Below are 20,137 nucleotides of genomic sequence, written 5' to 3'. Positions count from 1 at the left end.
GCTCAGTATGCTTTTTCGATCATGGCGAGTTGTCGCGACCCGCCGTGCCAGGATCGATTGCGTCATGCATGAACCCAGATACGCCGAACCCGTTCTGACCTGGTACGCCGAGCATGCCCGGGATCTGCCGTGGCGCCGTCCCGACGCCTCGCCGTGGGCCGTACTCGTCAGCGAGATCATGCTCCAGCAGACCCCGGTCGTCCGCGTGCTGCCCGCGTACGAGGCGTGGCTCACCCGCTGGCCCACCCCGGCCGACCTCGCCAAGGAGCCGCCCGGCGAGGCCGTACGGGCCTGGGGCCGCCTCGGCTATCCGCGCCGCGCGCTCAACCTGCACGCGAGCGCCCGCGCCATCACCGAGCGGCACGACGGCGTGGTCCCGGCCGACTACGACGAACTGCGCGCCCTGCCGGGCGTCGGCGCGTACACGGCCGCGGCCGTCGCCAGCTTCGCGTACCGCAGGAGGCACGCCGTGCTGGACACCAACGTCCGGCGCGTGCTGGCCCGCGTGGTCACCGGGGTGGAGTACCCGCCGAAGACCCAGACGACCGCCGAGGTGCGCGTCGCGGAGTCCCTGCTGCCGGAGGACCCGCCGGTGGCCGCCCGGTGGTCCGTGGCGATCATGGAGCTCGGTGCCCTGGTGTGCACGGCCCGGTCGCCGCGCTGCGCCGACTGCCCGCTGGTGGCGGAGTGTGAATGGCGCCTGGCCGGCAAGCCCCCGTACGACGGCCCGCCGCGCAGGGGCCAGACGTACGCGGGCACCGACCGCCAGTGCCGGGGCCGCCTCCTCGACGTCCTGCGCCACGCCGACGGCCCGGTGGAGAAGGCCGCCCTGGACGACGTGTGGCCCGACGCGCTCCAGCGCGAGCGCTCCCTGGCCGCCCTCATCGAGGACGGCCTGGTCGACCCACTCGACGACGGCCGCTACGCCCTGCCTAGCTGACGCGCGAGGCGCGCAGGGAACCGTAGCGGCGCTGGAGGTACCACTCCGCGATCAGCAGGTTGAGCACGAACGCGAGCCACGAGGTCGTGCCGGCGATGTCGTGCGTGATCAGAGTCGTGTCGTCACCGCGTCCGAGCGCGCCGTCCTGCGCCGCGACGAGGAGGTAGACCGGCACCTGGAGCAGCGTGTTGGTGACCTTGCCGAAGGTCAGCGCGAAGTTACGGATCATCCACTGCCGGTGGTCGGCGTACCGGCGCCGGCGGGCGGCGCGATAGGCCGCGTAGGCGGTGCCGAACCACACGACCGAGAAGACCCCGGTCGCCAGCTGGCTGCTCACCCCGAACGTGGAGGTCTGTACCGAGACGGGAATGCTGAGCACCGCGCTGGGGAACACGCCGGCGAACAGGTAGGCGCGCCCGATCCAGCGGTGCGCCTTACCGCGCCGCCGCAGCCACGGCCAGAACTGCAGCGGGCCCGCGATGAGGGCCACCGACGCGGTGAAAATGTGCGCGACGAGCAGGACGTAGGCGAAGGTGTCGGTCTCCGGCACCCGGCTGCGGCTCATCTCCGGCGGGACGTAGGCGGTCAGCAGGTACACCAGAGGCGCCACGCACAGCACGGCGAGCAGGACCAACGGCCATGTACGGCCGCGCCGGCGCCGCTCCGGCCCTCGCGTCGCCTTCGCCGGCGGAACCACCGTCGTCGTCATGGGATCTCCTCTCCGATGGTCTGGGCTCCGTCAAAACCCTCGCAAGGATGCGTGCGAGAGTCCCTGGGCCTGGACCCCGGATCGGGGGTGGTACTGGCGACACCTGTCCCCATGACGCACAAGACCCGCGCCCCTCAGCGGGACGCGGGTCTTGGTCAGGTCGTGCGGTTACGGGTGGTTGACCGGCTCGGCGGCGCCGGCGGAGGCCGGGACGGCGGGCTCGGGCTTGGGCTCGCCGGTGAAGGTGAACTTCGCCGTCTCGCCGGTGCCCTCGACACCCACCATGACGATCTCGCCCGCGCGCAGCTCGCCGTACAGGATCTTCTCGGACAGGTTGTCCTCGATCTCCCGCTGGATGGTGCGGCGCAGCGGCCGGGCGCCCAGGACCGGGTCGTAGCCGCGCTCGGCCAGCAGGTCCTTGGCCTCCTGGCGCAGCTCGATGCCCATGTCGCGGTCCTTGAGCCGCTCGTCGACCTTGGCGATCATCAGATCGACGATCTGGATGATCTCCTTCGGCGTGAGCTGGTGGAAGACGACCGTGTCGTCGACGCGGTTGAGGAACTCCGGCCGGAAGTGCTGCTTGAGCTCCTCGTTGACCTTCGCCTTCATCCGGTCGTACGAGCCCTGCTCGTCGTTCTCCCGTGCGAAGCCGACCGACAGGCCCTTGGAGATGTCGCGCGTGCCGAGGTTGGTCGTCATGATCACGACCGTGTTCTTGAAGTCGACCACGCGGCCCTGGGCGTCGGTGAGGCGCCCGTCCTCCAGGATCTGCAACAGCGAGTTGAAGATGTCGGGGTGGGCCTTCTCGATCTCGTCGAACAGGACGACGGAGAACGGCTTGCGGCGGACCTTCTCGGTCAGCTGGCCGCCCTCTTCGTAGCCGACGTATCCGGGCGGAGAGCCGAACAGCCGCGAGACCGTGTGCTTCTCCATGAACTCGGACATGTCCAGCTGGATCAGCGCGTCCTCGTCGCCGAACAGGAACTCGGCGAGCGTCTTGGACAGCTCGGTCTTACCGACACCCGACGGGCCCGCGAAGATGAACGAACCACCCGGGCGCTTGGGGTCCTTCAGACCCGCGCGCGTGCGGCGGATCGACTGGGACAGCGCCTTGATGGCGTCGTTCTGGCCGATGACCCGCCTGTGGAGCTCGTCCTCCATGCGGAGCAGGCGAGCGCTCTCCTCCTCGGTGAGCTTGAAGACCGGAATGCCGGTCGCCGTCGCGAGAACCTCCGCGATCAGCTCCTCGGTGACCTCGGCGACGACGTCCATGTCGCCGGCCTTCCATTCCTTCTCCCGCTGCGCCTTGGCCTGGAGAAGCTGCTTCTCCCGGTCGCGCAGCGCGGCGGCCTTCTCGAAGTCCTGCGCGTCGATCGCGGACTCCTTGTCGCGTCGCACGTCGGCGATCTTCTCGTCGTACTCGCGCAGGTCCGGCGGCGCGGTCATGCGGCGGATGCGCATGCGCGAGCCGGCCTCGTCGATGAGGTCGATCGCCTTGTCCGGCAGGAACCGGTCGCTGATGTAGCGGTCGGCCAGCTGGGCCGCGGCCACCAGCGCACCGTCGGTGATCGAGACGCGGTGGTGGGCCTCGTAGCGGTCGCGCAGGCCCTTGAGGATCTCGATCGTGTGGCTGAGCGACGGTTCGGCGACCTGGATCGGCTGGAAGCGGCGCTCGAGCGCGGCGTCCTTCTCCAGGTACTTGCGGTATTCGTCGAGCGTCGTCGCGCCGATGGTCTGCAGCTCACCGCGGGCCAGCATCGGCTTGAGGATGCTGGCGGCGTCGATCGCGCCCTCGGCGGCACCCGCACCGACCAGCGTGTGCAGCTCGTCGATGAACAGGATGATGTCGCCGCGGGTGCGGATCTCCTTGAGCACCTTCTTCAGGCGCTCCTCGAAGTCACCGCGGTAGCGGGAACCGGCCACCAGCGCGCCCAGGTCGAGGGTGTAGAGCTGCTTGTCCTTCAGCGTCTCGGGGACCTCCCCCTTGACGATCTTCTGGGACAGCCCCTCGACGACCGCCGTCTTACCGACGCCGGGCTCACCGATCAGGACCGGGTTGTTCTTGGTACGGCGGGACAGCACCTGCATGACCCGCTCGATCTCTTTCTCGCGCCCGATGACCGGGTCGAGCTTGCCTTCACGCGCGGCCTGCGTCAGGTTGCGGCCGAACTGGTCCAGCACAAGAGAGGTCGACGGAGCCGCCTCTGAGGGCCCGCCCGAGGAGGCGGGTTCCTTGCCCTGGTATCCGTGCAGCAACTGGATCACCTGCTGCCGCACGCGGTTCAGATCGGCACCCAGCTTCACCAGAACCTGGGCGGCCACACCCTCGCCCTCACGGATCAGGCCGAGCAGGATGTGCTCGGTCCCGATGTAGTTGTGGCCGAGCTGAAGCGCCTCACGCAGCGAGAGCTCAAGGACCTTCTTCGCCCGCGGAGTGAACGGGATGTGTCCCGAAGGTGCCTGCTGCCCCTGGCCGATGATCTCCTCGACCTGCTGGCGCACGGCTTCGAGGCTGATGCCCAGGCTCTCCAGAGCCTTGGCGGCAACACCCTCGCCCTCGTGGATGAGGCCCAAGAGGATGTGCTCGGTGCCGATGTAGTTGTGGTTGAGCATCCTGGCCTCTTCCTGAGCCAGGACGACAACCCGCCGCGCGCGGTCCGTAAACCTCTCGAACATCTCGTCGCTCCTCACAGAGCGGTTGGGCAGTAGCCGGAATGTCCGACTCTGTCCTTCCGCATGCTAGCCCGCCCGGCAGACGCCGCCACTCGGTAGTCCCAACGGAAGACGTTCCCCTGGGCAAGCCCGTTCATCCTCATCCAACTACCGCGCGGGGCCGTGATGTTCCCCGTACGCCGCAAGCGAACGGCCCGTCGCCCCCTGGGGCCGGGCGACGGGCCACTCACCGGAGCTGTATTCGATCAGTGCGCGCGCTCGTACTCCTCGACGACGGTCGCCGGGATGCGTCCACGCTCGTTCACCTTGATGCCACGCGCCTTCGCCCACGCACGGATGTCCGCGCTGCGCTCGCGGCTCGACGCGGCGCGGCTGCGACGCCGGCGGCCACCGGCGGCGGCCCCACCGGCCTTGCGGGCGTGCTCCACGAACGGCGCCAGGGAATCCCGCACCTTCTTGGCGTTGGCGGCGCTCAGATCGATCTCATATGGGACGCCGTCGAGAGAGAACTGGACCGTCTCCTCTGCCTCCCCCCCATCGATGTCGTCGATGAGGCGCTTAATGATCTGCTCTGCCATGGAGACTGACCTTTCACCGGAGCAAACTGCATTCGGTTGCCAAAGATATACCTCCGTGGCTCCCGATGACAATTCCAACGCTGGAAGTTTAGCACGCACGTTACGGTGCGTAATCACCGGCAATCCATCCGGCGGCGGGGAGCTTACCGCCCCCCGTTGCGCTTCTCCGGCGCGTCTTCCCGCCTCCGCTTACCGCCCATCTCTCTCCGCACCACCCAGAACACGCCTGCGAAGAACACTGCTGCCACCGTGAGAGGGGGGACGAGCGCCGCAAGGTCGTTCCACATCGGCCCATGCCTTCCGTTCTCGCGTTATCGGACCTGTCACGCAAGAGGTCGCCCAAGCTGTCGTCCAAGCGGACTGGGCGCGCACGGCCCCTGCCCTTGAATTGTCCCGCAGTCGCATGCGGCACACACACCGCCCCGGCTTTCGGCCCGGCCGCTGCACGGCATCCGGTCCGACGGGCCCGGCGGGAGCTCATCCGGCGGCCGTCGAGCGGGGCGTCGATACGCTGCGGTGAGTCGTTCCGGTAACCGGACCGCGGAGCGGGGCGTGCCGGTACGGCGGGTGACCACCCTGTCCGAAAACCAGAGACGGGCCTCGTCAACACCTTGGCCCACGTATCGCTCGAATAACCCTCACGTACCGCCACTTAACAGGCAGCGACCGCCACGGAATGCGCAACCCGGCAGGCTCGCCCACCGAGCCGGGGATCATGAGCAGCGAACATGCCCCATGGAATCCATCGGTCGGCGCGATCCGGCGATCTTAAGGCCCGGAGCATGACAGGATCCAATGCGGCACCAGCGCGATCCGAGAGACGACGGGCGACGACGTGACGTTCTACGCGGACCTTCATATCCATTCGAAGTACTCCCGCGCCTGCAGCAAGGACTGTGACCTTGAACACCTGGCGTGGTGGGCGGGCCGCAAAGGCGTGTCGCTCGTGGGCACCGGCGATTTCACCCACCCCGCGTGGATGGACGAGCTCCGTGAGAACCTCGTGCCCGCAGAACCGGGGCTGTTCCGGCTGCGACCCGACCTCGAACGCCGAGTGATCCGAACACTACCGCCCGCCTGCCGCCAACCGGTTCGTTTTCTGCTCTCCGTCGAGATCTCGACCATCTACAAAAAGGGTGAACGCACGCGGAAGGTACACCATCTCCTTTATTCTCCGTCCTTCGAGGCGGCCGAACGCATCACCGCCGCGCTTGCCAAGATCGGCAATCTCGCGTCGGACGGCCGCCCGATACTCGGTCTGGACTCGCGTCACCTGCTCGAGATCACCCTGCAGAGCGACCCCGGCTCGTACCTGGTTCCGGCGCACGTGTGGACGCCGTGGTTCTCCGTTCTCGGCTCCAAGTCCGGCTTCGACGCCGTGGCCGACTGCTATGACGACCTGGCGGACCACATATTCGCCGTGGAGACCGGCCTGTCCTCCGATCCGCTGATGAACTGGCGGGTGCCCTCTCTCGACCGCTACCGCCTCGTCAGCAACTCCGACGCGCACTCACCGCCGGCACTTGCGCGCGAGGCGTCGATGTTCACCACGGAGATGGACTACTACGCCGTGCGCGCCGCCCTGGAGACCGGGCGGGGGTACGGCGGCAGCGTCGAGTTCTTCCCCGAGGAGGGCAAGTACCACCTCGACGGCCATCGCAAGTGCGGAGTGCGGCTGGAGCCGGAGGAGACGAAGGCCCACGGCGGCCGGTGCCCCTCCTGCGGCCGTCCGCTCACCGTCGGCGTGCTCTACCGCGTCGACGAGCTCGCCGCCCACCCGGAGGGCCGCCGGCCGGAGGGCGCCGCCGACTTCCGCAACCTGATCCCGCTGCCCGAGATCGTCAGCGAGATCCGCGGCGTCGGCCCGCGCTCGAAGTCCGTGCTCGGCCACATCGCCGAGCTGGTCTCCACCCTCGGCCCGGAGCTGTCGATCCTCGACGACGTCCCCCTGGACGACGTACGTGCCGCAGGGGGCGAGCTGCTGGCCGAGGCGATCGGCCGGCTCCGGCGCGGCGACGTGATCCGGGACGCCGGCTTCGACGGCGAGTACGGCGTGATCCGCCTGTTCGGGCCCGGCGAGCTGCGCCGTGAGGGCAAACGCGCCGTCGGGCTGCTCGGCGCCCCGGACGACACCGGGCTCTTCGACCTTCCCGCCGAGCCCGTACGGCCCGCCGAGCCCGTACGGCCCGATGCGCCGGAGCCGGAGGACGCCTCGCGGGAGGAGACGCCCGGCGACGGCTCGACGCCTCCCGAGCCGCCGATGGAGGGCCAGCAGGACATCCTTGAGGCCGCGGAGGCCGCCGAGGCCGATGAGAACGCCTCGATCCTCGACGGCCTCGACCCCGACCAGCGTGTCGCCGCCGCGCATCCGGGCGGCCCGCTGCTGATCATCGCGGGCCCCGGCACCGGCAAGACCCGCACCCTGACCCACCGGATCGCCCACCTCGTCGCCGAGCGCGGCGTGGAGCCGGAGCGGTGCCTGGCGATCACGTTCACCCGCCGTGCCGCCGAGGAGATGCGCGAACGCCTGGAGGGCCTGCTGCCGGGCCGCGCCGCCCGCCTCACCGTCACCACCTTCCACGGCCTGGGCGCCCTGATCCTGCGGGAGCAGCACGAGCGCGCCGGCCTGCCGGCGGACTTCCGCATCGCCGACGAGACCGAGCGGCTGGAGATCACCCGGGAGATGACCGGGTCCGACAAGGAGGCACGGCGGCTCCTCGCCGGCTTCGACGGCGCGGGCGGCCCGGCCGACCCCGAGGCGCGCGGCTCGTTCGAGAAGCGCCTGCGCGAACGCGGCCTGGCCGACTTCGCCGACCTGCTGCGCCTGCCGGTGACGCTGCTCGGCGACGACCCGGACCTGACGGCGCGCTACCGCGAGCGCTGGCCGTGGATCAGCGTGGACGAGTACCAGGACGTCGACGAGACGCAGTACTCCATGCTGCGCCTGCTGTCCGGCGCGGAGGGCAACCTCACCGCGATCGGCGACCCCGACCAGGCGATCTACGCCTTCCGCGGCGCGGACGTCGGTTTCTTCCTCCGGTTCGAGGACGACTTCGCAGCGGCGACGAAGGTGCTGCTGACCCGCAACTACCGCTCCGCCCCGGCGATCGTGCACGGGGCGGTGGGCGCGATCCGGGCCACCAGTCTCGTCCCGGACCGCGTCCTGGACCCGCAGCGGTCCGGCGAGCGGCTGATCGTCGTGCAGGAGAGCGCCGACGCGCAGGCCGAGGCCGCGTTCGTCACCTCGACCATCGACAGGCTGCTGGGCGGCACGTCGTTCCACTCACTGGACTCGGGGCGGGCCGGCGGGCACCACGACGAGCACCTCGACTTCTCCGACATCGCCGTGCTCTACCGCTCCTCCGCCCAGGCCGAGCCGGTCATGGAGGCACTGACCCGCGCGGGCATGCCGTACCAGAAGCGCTCACACGACCGTCTCGTGAGGCGGCCGGGCGTACGGGAGATCGCGCACGAGGTGCGGCACCACGGCGGCGAGCTGACCGGACGGATCCGCGCGGCGGTGGAGACGCTCACCGAGCTCCACGACGAGACGGTGCTGCGCACGGCGGCCGAACTGCTCACACCGCTCGCCGTCCGCTGCGGCGACGACCTGGAGACGTTCCTCGGCGAGTTGGCGCTGGGCGCCGAGGTGGACGCGTTCGACCCGCGAGCCGACCGGATCGCGCTGCTGACGCTGCACGCCTCGAAGGGCCTGGAGTTCCCGGTGGTGTTCATCGTCGGCTGCGAGGACGGTCTGCTGCCGATGCGCCTGCCGGACACCGACGAGGACGAGGAACGCCGCCTGTTCTTCGTCGGCATGACGCGGGCGCAGTCGTCGCTGTTCCTGTCCGGCTCCCGGCGCCGCGACCCGTCACCGTTCCTGCGCGGAATCCCCGGAAAGTACGTCACCCGGCCCGAGCAGGCCGCCCGCCGCCGGGCGCGCGATCAACAACTCCGCCTCATCTGACGGGAGGCTCCTCGGGCGCCTGCTCCTCGGCGACGGGCTCCTCATCCACGGGCGGCTCGGCCGCGCGGGCCCGTACGTCGACGACGAGCGTGCCGGCCGCGCGGTCGTGCAGGGCCTGCCGGTGGTTCCCCTCGAACAGCAGGCCGATCTCGGCGAGCCAGAAGATGCCCGCGAGCACGTTGAGCACCGGCACCGGCCGGGCCGCGGGCGGCAGGGCGTAGATCGCCGAGCGGACCAGCGCCTGGCTCACGCGCAGCCGCCCGCCGTCGGCCGAGATCACCCGGATGCCGGTCAGCCGCTTGCCGACCGTACGGCCCCAGATCGCGAGCTGCACGACCTCGTACACCAGGAAGACCGCGGCGAACGCGATCGGCGCGACGACGGTCTGCGCGGTCTCACGCGGGAAGATCCCGGTGGCGGCGGTGGCCAGCGGGACACCGACGATGAGCGTGTCCACCAGGCGCGCGACCAGCCGCTGTGACGGTTCCGCGAGCACGGCCTCGTACGTCATTCGGTCTCATACTCCCGGTCGTCGCTCACGGTCGATCACCATCGTGCCGGTCAGCGGGTCGACGCCGGGTGCGTACTCCCGATCGTCGACCACCACCGTGCCGGCCAGCCGGTCGTGGAGGGCCTGGTGCAGTGGTTCGTCCCAGATCGCCCACAGATAGGCCATGAGCGTGCCCACGCCGCAGCCGAACAGGTAGAGCACGTTGTTGGCGGCCGCGCGGCCGACGGCCTGCGCGGGCCGCACCGGTTCGCCGCTCTCGGCCAGCACCCGCAGGCTCATGATCCGCTTGCCGAGCGTCTGGCCCCACAGGGCCAGCTGCACCGCCTCGTACGCGAACGGCAGGATCCCCACGACGAGGACCCACCCGAACAGGGCCGGGCCCGACCAGACGGAGGAGTCCTTTCCGCGGCTGCCCGGCTCGTCCAGACCCACCGCGGCCACCATGAACGGCAGGATCAGGGCGAAGCCCACGATGCCGAGTAATCCTGCGTCGATGACCCGGGCGCCGGCGCGGCGGATCACCGGCGCCAGCGTCAGTTCCTCGACCGGCTCGTAGTGACTCATCGCTCGCCTTCCAGGTGGAGCAACATCCGGGTGTTGCCCAAAGTGTTCGGCTTCACCCGGTCGAGGTCGAGGAACTCCGCCACGCCGTCGTCGTAGGAGCGCAGGAGCTCTTCGTACACCTCGGGCGCCAACGGGCTGCCCTGCAGCCGGCGGAACCCGTGCCGGGAGAAGAACGTCACCTCGAAGGTAAGGCAGAACACGCGCTGGACGCCGAGTTCGCGCGCGGTCTCCAGGAGGCGCGTGACAATACGGTGCCCCACTCCGTGGCCGCGGCAGACGGGATCCACCGCGACCGTACGGACCTCGGCGAGGTCCTCCCACATCACGTGCAACGCGCCGCAACCCACGACGGTGCCGGTCCGCGAATCTTCCGCGACCCAGAACTCCTGAACGTCCTCATAGAGCGTCACGGTCGGCTTGGCCAGTAGCCGGCCCGGGCCGGCGTACAGGTCCACCAGCCGCCGGATCGCCCGGACGTCCGTCGCGCGGGCCCGGCGGATAGCTGTCTCCACAAACAGGTGACCCTAGCCGCCGGCCGCCCGCCCGGTGACCCGCGGGCGGCCGCATACCCCCCTCGGCCGGACCGCTCGCGCGGGACGTTCAGGTGCTGGAAGTCAGATGAGTTGCCGTCGTGCCGCCCACACAACGGCTTCGATGGGGGTGTTCACATTGAGCCGGTCACATATCGTTCGCAGTCGCCTCCGTAGCGTCCGCGCGCTGAGTTCGAGTTTCCGCGCTGCCACATCTGCGGTGACACCTGTGGCGATCTGCGCGAGCAACCGGAGTTCGTCCTCGCTCAGACGCGGATCGTCGGTGCCACGGCGTGTCAGTGTGGCCTGTTCCACTCCGTCCTCCCTCGTCCCTGGTGATGACTACGGGGATGCGGCGGGGCGCCGCATGGGCACGGGTAGGCCTGACGCGCTTGACCGGAGGTGGCCGTCGGAGCCGATTCGGCTGCGCGGCGCGGGAACTCCAGTAACGATTCATACGTTGAGACTGCGAGGAGGGACGTAACCCCGGGTGCGCGGAGAAACGTCCCGGTGGTGCGACCGGGACCGGGATCCACGAGTTCGGGAGGGGTCATCGGTGCGCTTCTCGCCCCCATCCCTTCGACAACGATCCCGGCAAAGATCGTGAATCGTTTCAAGCTAGGCTTCGAACCGGAACGCTAGGCGGCCGGATCCGGACCGTCAAGCGTTCAAATATTACGTTGCGTAGCCGAATGAAAGCGGCTCGCTACATAACACCTCGGAAACAGTTCTTCGCAGCCATTAACCTGCGAAAACCTCGTAACTGGAGAGGAAGACAGCGTGCCGCCCGTCAGCATCCGGGATGTGGCGATGCGTGCAGGTGTCTCCGTAGGGACAGTTTCGAATGTCCTAAACCGGCCAAACCTGGTGGCCGAAGCCACCCGCGAACGCGTGCGCGCGGCCATCGGCGAGCTCGGTTTCGTACGCAATGAGAGCGCCCGGCAGCTCCGTCAGGGGCGCAGCCGCACACTCGGCGTCGTCGTGGAGAGCCTCGGCAACCCCTACTTCACCGATCTCGCCCGGGGTGCCGAGGCGGCCATGAACACCGACGGCTTCGACGCTCTCTGGTGCACGAGCGACGGCTCGGCGGCCAAGGAGCGCCGCTGTCTGGACTTCCTCGAAGAACAGCGCGTCAGCGGCGTGATCATCACGCCGGTCGGCCTCGACGCCGGGCGCATCGCCGAGCTGCGCGACCGCGGCCTGTCCGTCGTGGTGCTCGACCGCCGCGCGTACGACGGGGTCTGCTCGATCCGCGTCGACCACGTCGCCGGCGGGGAGATCGCCGTCGATCACCTGACCTCCCGGCACCGCCGCCTCGCGATCGTCACCGGGCCGCTGGTCGCCGAGCCGATCACCGACCGGTACGAGGGCGCGGTGGCCGCCGCCCGCCGCGCGGGCGTGGCCGAGGAGCACCTGACCACACTCGTCCAGCGCGACCTGACGCCGACGTCGGGCATGGAGGCGGCCCGGCGGCTGCTGGAGCTCGACCCGCTGCCGACCGGGGTGTTCTGCGCCAACGACCTGCTGGCGATCGGCCTGGTCAACGCGCTGCTGCGGACGGGCGTCAAGGTGCCCGAGGAGATCAGCGTGGTCGGCTACGACGACATCGAGCTGGCCGGCACCTCCGTGGTGCCACTGACGACCGTACGGCAGCCGCGGCACGAGCTCGGCTGGACCGCCGCCGAGCTGGCCGTCGCCGAGGCCGGCACCGCCGAGGGGCACGAGCACCGCGGCCTGGTGCTGTCACCGTCGCTGGTCGTCCGCGAGTCCGCGTGAAGAGAGACTGCCCGGAACTCTTCCTCCTGGTTCCGGACAGTCTCCGCTGATCGGCCGATCAGGCGCTGACGGCCTCGACCTTGGCGGCCTCGGGGTGGCCGATGGCCAGGCCGCTCTCGGCGTCGAAGAAGTGCAGGCGGCTCGTGTCGACGGCCAGGTCCAGCGTCTGGCCCGGGCGCACGTGCGAGCGGGCGTTGACGCGGGCGGTCCACAGGGCCTTGTTGTCGGTCAGCGGGATCGCGCTGTCCTCGTCCTCTTCGTCCTTGGCGAGGTCGGCGGTGTCCTTGTGCTCCACCGGCGGCGCGTCGATGGCGAAGATGACGTTGATCTCGCTGCCGAGCTCCTCGGTGACGTCGGCCGTGACCTGGATGGTCGGCCAGTCCTGACCGCCGTGGGCGGCGTCCTCGAAGTCGGACGGCCGGATGCCGAGGATGATCGACTGACCGGCGTACTCGTCCAGACCGGGCTTGCTCGTGAACGTCTCGGCCGGCACCTGCAGCTCGTACCCGGCGAAGGAGACCCGGGCCCCGCCGCCCTCACGGACCAGCTCGGCGTTCACGAAGTTCATCGCCGGGGAGCCGATGAAGCCGGCGACGAAGAGGTTCACCGGGCTGTCGAACAGGTTCTGCGGCGTGTCGACCTGCTGCAGGACGCCCTCGCGGAGGACGCAGACGCGGTCGCCGAGGGTCATGGCCTCGATCTGGTCGTGCGTGACGTAGACCGTCGTGACGCCCAGGCGCTCGTGGAGCTGGTTGAGCGAGGCGCGCATCGAGACGCGGAGCTTGGCGTCGAGGTTGGACAGCGGCTCGTCCATCAGGAACGCCTGCGGCTCGCGGACGATCGCCCGGCCCATCGCGACGCGCTGCCGCTGACCGCCGGAGAGGTTGGCGGGCTTGCGCTTGAGGAACTGCTCCAGGCCCAGCATCTTGGCGGCCTCGCCGACGCGCTTCTTGATCTCCGCCTTGGAGGTGCCGCGGAGCTGGAGGCCGAAGGCGAGGTTCTGCTCGACCGTCATGTGCGGGTAGAGCGCGTAGTTCTGGAACACCATGGCGATGTCGCGGTCCTTCGGCGCGAGGTCGTTCACGACCCGGTCGCCGATGGAGATCTCGCCACCGGTGATGTCCTCCAGGCCCGCGATCATGCGCAGGGCGGTGGACTTTCCGCAGCCGGACGGGCCGACCAGCACCATGAACTCCCCATCCGCGATCTCCAGGCTGAGGTTGTTCACCGCCTTGATGTCGCTGGTGTAGGCCTTGTCGACCTGGTCAAGAACGATCTTGGCCATGGGGGTTCCTCCGAGGGTGTCGCCGCAAAGTGTCCATAACCATAGCCACTGTTCGCATATCTGAACAGATCTGAAGCAGGATGGAGCGCACTAGGCTGTGACCCGGCTCCGGCGTGATGGCCGGATCTCGGGTGGCACCCGGCGTACGCCGGGTGCTCTAGAGGGGCTGGGCATGGACTCATCCGACACCACCGGGCCGGGCGTCAAGTCCGCGACGCGCACCGTCGCGCTGCTCGATTTCTTCGCCCGCCAGGGCGGGATGTACAGCCTGTCGGCCATCCAGCAGGAGCTGGGCTACCCCAAGAGCAGCCTGTACGCCCTCCTGCGCACGCTCGTGCAGCTCGGCTGGGTGGAGACCGACCCGACCGGCACGCTCTACCGCATCGGCATGCGGGCCCTGCTCGTCGGCGCGTCCTACATCGACGGCGATCCCGTGGTCGGCATGGCGCACGAGACCCTCGAGTGGCTCGCCGAGGTGACCGGCGAGACCGTGCACTTCGGCCGGCTCGACGACGTCGAGGTCGTCGACCTGTCCTCCCGGCCCTCCCGCCACGACCTGCGGCCCGTCGTACGCGTCGGCCGCCGCGTGCCCGTGCACAGCACCGCCCTCGGCAAGGCCCTGCTCGCCGACCGCCCCACGCCGCGCCTCCCCGACGAGTTCGAACGCCAGACCGAGAACACCATCACCGACCGGCGGGCGCTGGCCGAGGAGCTGCGCCGCGTACGCGAACGCGGCTACGCCGCCGACCGCGAGGAGAACAGCACCGGCATCTGCTGCTTCGCCGTCGTCCTGCGCCTGCAGCGCCCCGCCCGGGACGCCATCAGCGTCTCCGTCCCGGCGACCCGCCTGACCAAGGCGGCCGAACGCGAGATCCCCGCGCTGCTCATGCGGGCCCGCGAGCGCATCGAGTACTCCGCGCACCATCTGCTTCACTGAGTGCGGGAGGTCCCATGACCGACGTCAGTGCCGTTCTCGGTTTCGACCCGTTCGCCCCGGAGTTCAGCGCCGATCCGTACGCCCACTACCGCTCGCTGCGGGCGGCGGGGCCCCTGGTACACACGGCCGGCGGCCTGTGGCTCTCGACCTCCTTCGCGGTGTGCACGCAGGTGCTGCGCGACCCGAGGTTCGGCCACGGCGACACGGGACCCGCCGGCCGGCCGCCCCGGCGCCGGTCGTTCCTCACCCTGGACCCGCCCGAGCACACACGACTCCGCCGCCTGGTCAGCCGCGCCTTCACCGCACGCCTCGTCGAACGCCTGCGCCCTCGCGTGTCGGCCATCGTGGACGAGCTGCTGGCCGGCCTCGACGGCGAGGTCGACCTGATCGCAGGCCTGGCCCACCCGCTGCCGGTCATCGTGATCAGCGAGATGCTCGGCGTGCCGCCGGAGGACGAGGAACGCTTCAAGGACTGGTCGGACGCGCTCGCCCGCGGCCTCGACCCGGACTTCGTGGTGCCGCCGGACGAGCTCACCCACCGCGACCAGGCGCGCGAGGAGTTCGCCGAGTACTTCCGCGAACTGGCCGCCCGGCGCCGCGCCGCTCCGGGAGACGACCTGCTGAGCGGGCTGGTCGCCATCGAGGAACTCACCGAGGACGACCTGATCGCCACCTGCGTGCTGCTGCTCGTCGCCGGCCACGAGACGACGGTCAACCTCATCGCCAACGGCACGCTGGCGCTCCTACGGTCCCCGGACCAGCTCGCCTGGTTCCGCGACCATCCGGACGAGGCCGCCGCGGCGGTGGAGGAACTGCTGAGGTACGACCCGCCGGTCCAGCTCAGCGCCCGCGTCGCCCTGGAGGACGCCGAGATCGCCGGCCAGCGGATCGGCCGAGGCGAGCCGATCATGCTGCTGCTGGGCGCGGCCAACCGCGACCCGGAGGTCTTCACCGACCCGGACCACCTCAACCTGACACGGTGGCTGACGGAGGCACCGCGCCACCTGGCGTTCGGGCAGGGCATTCACTTCTGCCTGGGCGCGCCCCTCGCCCGCATCGAGGGCCAGACCGCCCTGACCGCCCTGATGCGACGCGAGGTCACCCTCATGCCCGGCCCGCTGCGCTACAAGGACAACCTCATCCTGCGCGGCCTCGCCGAACTGCCGGTACGGATCTCCTAGTGCGATGTCCACCGACGTTCCCCGGTTTACGGGACGACGCTGGTGGGTCCTCGCCGCGAAGCGAGCGACTCCTCGCCGCCCGCAGGGGCGACGAGGCGGGCCACCGCCGGCCGAGGGATCTGTCCTGTGCCGCCGTGACGAAGGCGACCGGCAGAGCACGCCGTGATCGCAGGGACACCTGGCCTGTACGGAGGGCCCAACCCCCGGACGACGCGACGCCCACCGCCACCCCCTGCCACCGGACAGCCCCGCCGGCGCTCGACGGCAACCCCAATGCCGCCCTCCGGACCACCGGACACCACACGCCTGCACCGACAACGAGCGCTACGGGGAGCCCGATCCCCGGACGACGCCACGCCCACCGCCGTCACCCACACCGGACAGCGCGCCGCCGGTGCTGGACGACAACCCCCACCGCCGCCCTCCGGATCGCCAGAGGCGCTCACCGTGCCCCCAGCATTCGCACTGCACAGGACCACTCGCCAAACAGCGGCACGGCTACCGCCGTCCCGCGCCGCCGAGCGGCCTCCCGCCATGCTCGACGGCCATCCCTGCCGCAGGCTCTGGACCGTTGGAGGTGCCTCATCGAGGATCCCGGCGCCTGCGCATCGCACTCCAGCATGGGGACCGCTTTCCTGACCTACCACATCGAAAATCGTCTAGGAATTGCCCGGAATGTCTCTAGGGAAAAGGCAAAGAACTCGCTAGCACGTTCGAGTTGAGAGTCGAATATGCGGAAGGGGAGGCAGATGAGCGTTGCCACGCAGGCTCCACCCCTCTCGCCGATATCGCCGCAAGGACCGCTTGAATTCGATGCCGGCGAGCTGTCCGATCAGGAGCTGGTCGAGACGATGGTCGAGGCGCGTCGGCTGGCCGCACAGATACAGGCGGTGGAGCTGGCGGCGCCGGCCCGACGCCGGTTCGCCGAGGCGGCGGGCCAGGACGCCGTCATGGAGGTGCTCTCCCCGGTCGACTCCCTGTACGACGAGGTCGCGGGGGCGCTGACGCTCACTCCCACCACGGCCGATGGTCTGATCCGGTTCGCCACCGAGCTGACCCGGCGGCTGCCCGCCACTTACGCGGCGCTGGCCACCGGCGTCATCGACTACGCCAAGACGCGGACGATATGGCATGCCACCGACCAGGTCGACGAAAAGTTAACGTCCACCGTAGAAGCCAAAGTCCCACCCAAAGCCCCGGAACAAACAACCGGGCAAATTCGCGCGAAAATCCGGCGACTGATCAAAGAGGTGATCTCACCAAGATCATGTTGATAACCCGTTCCGGGAGAACGGTCGAGTAGGCGACCCGATCGAGTGCGCGGCCTGGCGACAGGGCCGGTGAACGTAGGCGGGGAGCCCCTCGTAGGACTGGATTTGCTGAAGATCAAGTCCTACGAGCGGCTCCCCTTGATCGCCCATCGTGCCATGCTCGACGTGCCCCGCGAACTCGCCCACTTGAAACTCACTGGGCCTTTGCCAACCTGATCACGCGCTGGCGATCATGAGGGTCTGGACTGCGGCGATGAGCTTGTCGGCGTTGTCGGGGCTGGAGCGGATCTTGCGCAGGATCTTCCAGTTCTTCAGCGCGACGTTGACCCGCTCGCCGGGTCCGCGGCGGCGGGCGTGGGCTTCGTTCACGTCTTTCTGGTTCCGGGACAGGGGCCGATAGCGGCCGGTGTCGGGGTCCTTGCGTCGGCGCCGCTGCGGGACGGCCACGGTCGGTCCGGCGCCCAGGTAGGCGGTGTCGGCGGCCGCGGGGATCTTGTGAGCGGTGAACGCGTTGATGATGCCGTGCTCGCGGACGGCGCCCATGTCGTGGCGTGCGCCGGGCAGCGGCGGTGAGATCCACACCAGCCGCCCGATCGGGTCGGCGATGACCTGCACGTTCAGCCCGTGGGCCTTGTGCTTGCCAGAGTAGAACGCCCGGTCGTAGCCGGAGGCCATGCCGACCCGGTCGATGCGCAGCAGGGTCCCGTCGAGGATCACGAACGCCTTGCGGCGAGCGACCTCGATCGCCTGTTCCAGGGTGGGCGCCTTCGCCGCGAGCAGGTCGAGCGCCTCGCGGATGTAGCGGTAGGCCGTGGAGGTGCCGACCCCGAACCCGCAGGCCAGTTCGGCGTAGGTGTCGTTCTTGCGCAGGTGGGCTACGACCAGCAGGGCCTGACGTCCGGCGGGCAGCTTGCGCCACCGGGTCCCACGTTCGGTGCGGCGGCCGCGCAGTAGGTCTGCGAGCAGGTTGAGCGCGCGGCTGGACATGGTCATCCCCGGACGGGTAGGACAGCATCTTGAAGCTCCTGATGGGACGTGTTGATCTAGTCAATCGCCCGTCCACGAGGAGCTTCACCCATTCGAGGGCACGACACGCCGCACGGCCCTGACCAGCAGGTCACCCAGGTCGGCAAGGCTTAGTGCGAACGGTCCGTTCGCGCCTGTCGGTTCAGGCGCCGGAGTGGTCCGGCAGGAGTTGAGCCGCGAGTGATCGTGCCGTGGCAGTGAGTGTGGCCGTGTCCAGCCCGGTCCGGCTCATGAACACGAGCCCTTGTTGCGCGGCCAGGAGGGCCCGCGCTAGTGCGATCGGATCCGCTCCGGCCGGCAGGTCGCCCTCGCGTTGGGCGCGGGCGACGCAGTCACCGATCAGCGCGGTGGACGTCTCGTAGGTGCGGTGTGCGTGGTCGAGGACTTCCGGATCGACGTTACCGAGTTCGCAGGTGCTGTTGGCCATCAGGCAGCCACGCCGCGTGCCGGCGCCGGTCGGGTCGTCGATCGGCGCCTCGAGGAGCATGCGTAGTGCGTCCAGGGCCCGTGGAGCCTCGGCGAGGGCTTCCCGAAGATAGCCATGGCTGTCGTCGGTGTAGCTGTGCAGCGCCCGGAGGAAGAGCTGACGCTTGTCGCCGAACGCCGCATACAGGCTGCCTTTGCCCAGGCCGCTGACCCGCATCAGGTCTTCCAGCGAGGTCGCGGCGTAACCGGCGTCCCAGAACTGATCACGGATGGCGTTCAGCACCTGCTTCTCGTCGAACGATCGCGGACGTGCCATGCGAACAGAATACGGATTCTTGACCGCGCGGTCCACCATGCTTATGGTGGACCGCGCGGTCAAGAACTCCGTGGCACGTTGCACCTGGGGAAGTGGGAAGCACATGGGAAAGCTGGACAACAAGGTGGCGATCGTGACCGGCGGGTCGCGGGGGATCGGGGCGGCGTCGGCGCTGGCGCTGGCTGACGAGGGAGCCGACGTCGCGATCAGCTACTCGTCCTCGGCGGATCAGGCCAAGGCCGTGGTCGCCGACCTGGAGGCAAAGGGGGTGCGCGCGGCGGCCTTCCAGGCAGACCAGTCGGACGCGGCGCAGGCGGCGGGCCTGATCCACAGCGTGGTCCAGCAGTTGGGAAAGCTGGACATTCTGGTCAACAACGCGGGCGTCACCGTCGCTGGCCCGATCGACAGCGAGCTCGCCGACGAGTCTGCCTTCGACCGCCAGCTCGCCATCAACTACACGAGTGTGGTGGCCGCGATCCGGGCGGCGTTCCCGCTGCTGCCCGATGGCGGGCGGATCATCAGTATCAGCTCGGGTGTGGGAACACGGGTGGGCTTCCCCGGGATGACCGACTACGCCGGCGCCAAGTCGGCCCTCGAGGGCTACAGCCGGGGCGCAGCCCGCGATCTGGCCCACCGGGGCATCACGGTCAACGTCATCCAGTCCGGGTTCGTCGACACCGAGATGAACCCCGCCGACGGCCCGGCCGCACCTATGTTCCTTCCGACAACGGCGATGGGGCGGTACGGCAGGCCGGAGGAGATCGCCGCAGGCGTCGTCTTCCTCGCCAGCCCGCAGGCCTCCTACGTCACCGGCGCAGTACTGAGGATCGACGGCGGATACGGCGCATAGCCCGACCGCGCAGCCGGCGGCGGGCAGCCACGGATAGCGGGCGGCCACGGACGGCGGTGGCGCAGGAGTACGGTCCCCCTCCATAACAGATTCCCGGGCCACTTCTGTCACGCAGCCGTCCGTGGCCGGCGCCGCCCTGCATCTGGAACTGAGGGGAACCGGATCGCGCGCCGGGCTCATGGACGCGTTGCGGGAGGCCGTGCGCACCGGGCGGCTCGTGTCGGGCATCCGGCCGCCCTCGGCCCGATCCCTTGCCGCTGATCTAGGCATAGCCCGTAACACCGTGGCCGACACCTACGCAGAACCGGTCGCCGAGGGCGACTCACCGCACAGCAGGGGGCCGGGAGCCGGGTGGCCAGGCGGGCCGAGCCGCGCAGAGCTGCGCCCGCTCCTCCTCGCACAATAGACGTGAACGAAGCCCCACGCCCGCCGGCGCGGACCCGGCGAGCGGGTCAACGTCGAGCTGAAGAACTGGAAGATCCTGCGCAAGATCCGCTCCAGCCCCGACAACGCCGACAAGCTCATCGCCGCAGTCCAGACCCTCATGATCGCCAGCGCATGATCAGGTTGGCAAAGGCTCACTGAGATCACCTCAAA

General features: G+C 69.5%; 16 protein-coding genes and 1 pseudogene. 7 read left to right on the top strand and 10 right to left on the bottom strand.

The window, feature by feature from the left end; genetic code table 11:
• Nucleotides 1-64: 64 nt before the first annotated feature.
• Nucleotides 65-940: an A/G-specific adenine glycosylase gene (locus ACQEV1_RS06850; protein ID WP_433392396.1), complete on the top strand. Its 876-nt coding sequence runs from the start codon at nt 65-67 to the stop codon at nt 938-940.
• Here ACQEV1_RS06850 and ACQEV1_RS06845 read toward each other — a convergent pair.
• From ACQEV1_RS06845 to ACQEV1_RS06835, 3 genes are all read right to left on the bottom strand, one after another.
• The gene (locus ACQEV1_RS06845; protein ID WP_433392394.1) at nt 933-1,649 is read right to left on the bottom strand and encodes a DUF2306 domain-containing protein; all 717 of its coding nucleotides are present in this window, start codon (nt 1,647-1,649) and stop codon (nt 933-935) included. The genes ACQEV1_RS06850 and ACQEV1_RS06845 overlap by 8 nt on opposite strands.
• A 168-nt stretch (nt 1,650-1,817) precedes the next feature.
• Nucleotides 1,818-4,325 (bottom strand): ATP-dependent Clp protease ATP-binding subunit, encoded by a 2,508-nt coding sequence (locus ACQEV1_RS06840; RefSeq protein WP_285578316.1) that lies wholly within the window; start codon nt 4,323-4,325, stop codon nt 1,818-1,820.
• 242 nt (nt 4,326-4,567) lie between these two features.
• Nucleotides 4,568-4,900, bottom strand: a complete 333-nt coding sequence (locus ACQEV1_RS06835) for a histone-like nucleoid-structuring protein Lsr2 (RefSeq protein WP_285578315.1) — start codon at nt 4,898-4,900, stop codon at nt 4,568-4,570.
• Nucleotides 4,901-5,735: 835 nt separating this feature from the next.
• On the opposite strand from ACQEV1_RS06835, the gene ACQEV1_RS06830 reads away from it, so the two are divergent.
• Nucleotides 5,736-8,867, top strand: coding sequence for a UvrD-helicase domain-containing protein (locus ACQEV1_RS06830; protein WP_433392391.1), 3,132 nt, complete (start codon nt 5,736-5,738; stop codon nt 8,865-8,867).
• On the opposite strand, the gene ACQEV1_RS06825 is transcribed toward ACQEV1_RS06830, so the two are convergent.
• From ACQEV1_RS06825 to ACQEV1_RS06810, 4 genes are all read right to left on the bottom strand, one after another.
• A complete protein-coding gene (locus tag ACQEV1_RS06825; RefSeq protein ID WP_285578313.1) occupies nt 8,860-9,378 on the bottom strand; it encodes an RDD family protein in 519 nt (172 codons plus the stop codon). The two genes, ACQEV1_RS06830 and ACQEV1_RS06825, sit on opposite strands and share 8 nt — an antisense overlap.
• Nucleotides 9,379-9,384: 6 nt before the next feature.
• A complete protein-coding gene (locus ACQEV1_RS06820; protein WP_285631881.1) occupies nt 9,385-9,942 on the bottom strand; it encodes an RDD family protein in 558 nt (185 codons plus the stop codon).
• Entirely contained in the window at nt 9,939-10,460 is a 522-nt protein-coding gene (locus ACQEV1_RS06815) for an amino-acid N-acetyltransferase (RefSeq protein WP_285578420.1), read from the bottom strand. Before ACQEV1_RS06815 ends, ACQEV1_RS06820 begins: the two co-directional genes overlap by 4 nt.
• Nucleotides 10,461-10,556: 96 nt before the next feature.
• Nucleotides 10,557-10,787 carry a LuxR C-terminal-related transcriptional regulator gene (locus ACQEV1_RS06810; protein WP_285578311.1) on the bottom strand — a complete coding sequence of 77 codons (231 nt, stop codon included), beginning with the start codon at nt 10,785-10,787 and terminating at the stop codon, nt 10,557-10,559.
• Nucleotides 10,788-11,252: 465 nt separating this feature from the next.
• On the opposite strand from ACQEV1_RS06810, the gene ACQEV1_RS06805 reads away from it, so the two are divergent.
• Nucleotides 11,253-12,248: a LacI family DNA-binding transcriptional regulator gene (locus ACQEV1_RS06805; RefSeq protein ID WP_349497874.1), complete on the top strand. Its 996-nt coding sequence runs from the start codon at nt 11,253-11,255 to the stop codon at nt 12,246-12,248.
• A 58-nt stretch (nt 12,249-12,306) separates the two neighbouring features.
• Here ACQEV1_RS06805 and ACQEV1_RS06800 read toward each other — a convergent pair whose 3' ends face one another.
• Nucleotides 12,307-13,533, bottom strand: coding sequence for an ABC transporter ATP-binding protein (locus ACQEV1_RS06800; protein ID WP_285578310.1), 1,227 nt, complete (start codon nt 13,531-13,533; stop codon nt 12,307-12,309).
• A 172-nt stretch (nt 13,534-13,705) separates the two neighbouring features.
• Here ACQEV1_RS06800 and ACQEV1_RS06795 point away from each other — a divergent pair, with 172 nt between their 5' ends.
• The 3 genes from ACQEV1_RS06795 (at nt 13,706) to ACQEV1_RS06785 (ending at nt 16,925) form a co-directional block, all read left to right on the top strand.
• Nucleotides 13,706-14,470, top strand: a complete 765-nt coding sequence (locus ACQEV1_RS06795; protein WP_433392387.1) for an IclR family transcriptional regulator — start codon at nt 13,706-13,708, stop codon at nt 14,468-14,470.
• Nucleotides 14,471-14,484: 14 nt separating this feature from the next.
• Complete coding sequence (locus tag ACQEV1_RS06790; RefSeq protein ID WP_285631872.1) at nt 14,485-15,651, top strand: cytochrome P450; 1,167 nt, start codon at nt 14,485-14,487, stop codon at nt 15,649-15,651.
• A gap of 749 nt (nt 15,652-16,400) precedes the next feature.
• On the top strand, nt 16,401-16,925 hold the full coding sequence (locus ACQEV1_RS06785) for a DUF222 domain-containing protein (protein WP_433392385.1): 525 nt from the start codon (nt 16,401-16,403) through the stop codon (nt 16,923-16,925).
• Between the two features lie 213 nt (nt 16,926-17,138).
• Here the strand turns inward: ACQEV1_RS06785 and ACQEV1_RS06780 are convergent.
• Together ACQEV1_RS06780 and ACQEV1_RS06775 are read right to left on the bottom strand one after the other, a co-directional pair.
• Nucleotides 17,139-17,937 (bottom strand): annotated as a pseudogene (locus ACQEV1_RS06780) (transposase family protein).
• Between the two features lie 153 nt (nt 17,938-18,090).
• Nucleotides 18,091-18,726, bottom strand: a complete 636-nt coding sequence (locus ACQEV1_RS06775) for a TetR/AcrR family transcriptional regulator (protein WP_433392383.1) — start codon at nt 18,724-18,726, stop codon at nt 18,091-18,093.
• Nucleotides 18,727-18,736: 10 nt separating this feature from the next.
• Here ACQEV1_RS06775 and ACQEV1_RS06770 point away from each other — a divergent pair, with 10 nt between their 5' ends.
• Nucleotides 18,737-19,540 carry an SDR family NAD(P)-dependent oxidoreductase gene (locus ACQEV1_RS06770; RefSeq protein ID WP_433392381.1) on the top strand — a complete coding sequence of 268 codons (804 nt, stop codon included), beginning with the start codon at nt 18,737-18,739 and terminating at the stop codon, nt 19,538-19,540.
• Nucleotides 19,541-20,137: the final 597 nt, after the last annotated feature.

Source organism: Actinoallomurus sp. CA-142502 (assembly GCF_050936355.1).
GTDB classification, from domain to species: domain Bacteria; phylum Actinomycetota; class Actinomycetes; order Streptosporangiales; family Streptosporangiaceae; genus Actinoallomurus; species Actinoallomurus iriomotensis.
The sequence above is the reverse complement of the archived record's forward strand: the minus strand, read 5'-3'. Positions and strand labels throughout refer to the sequence as shown.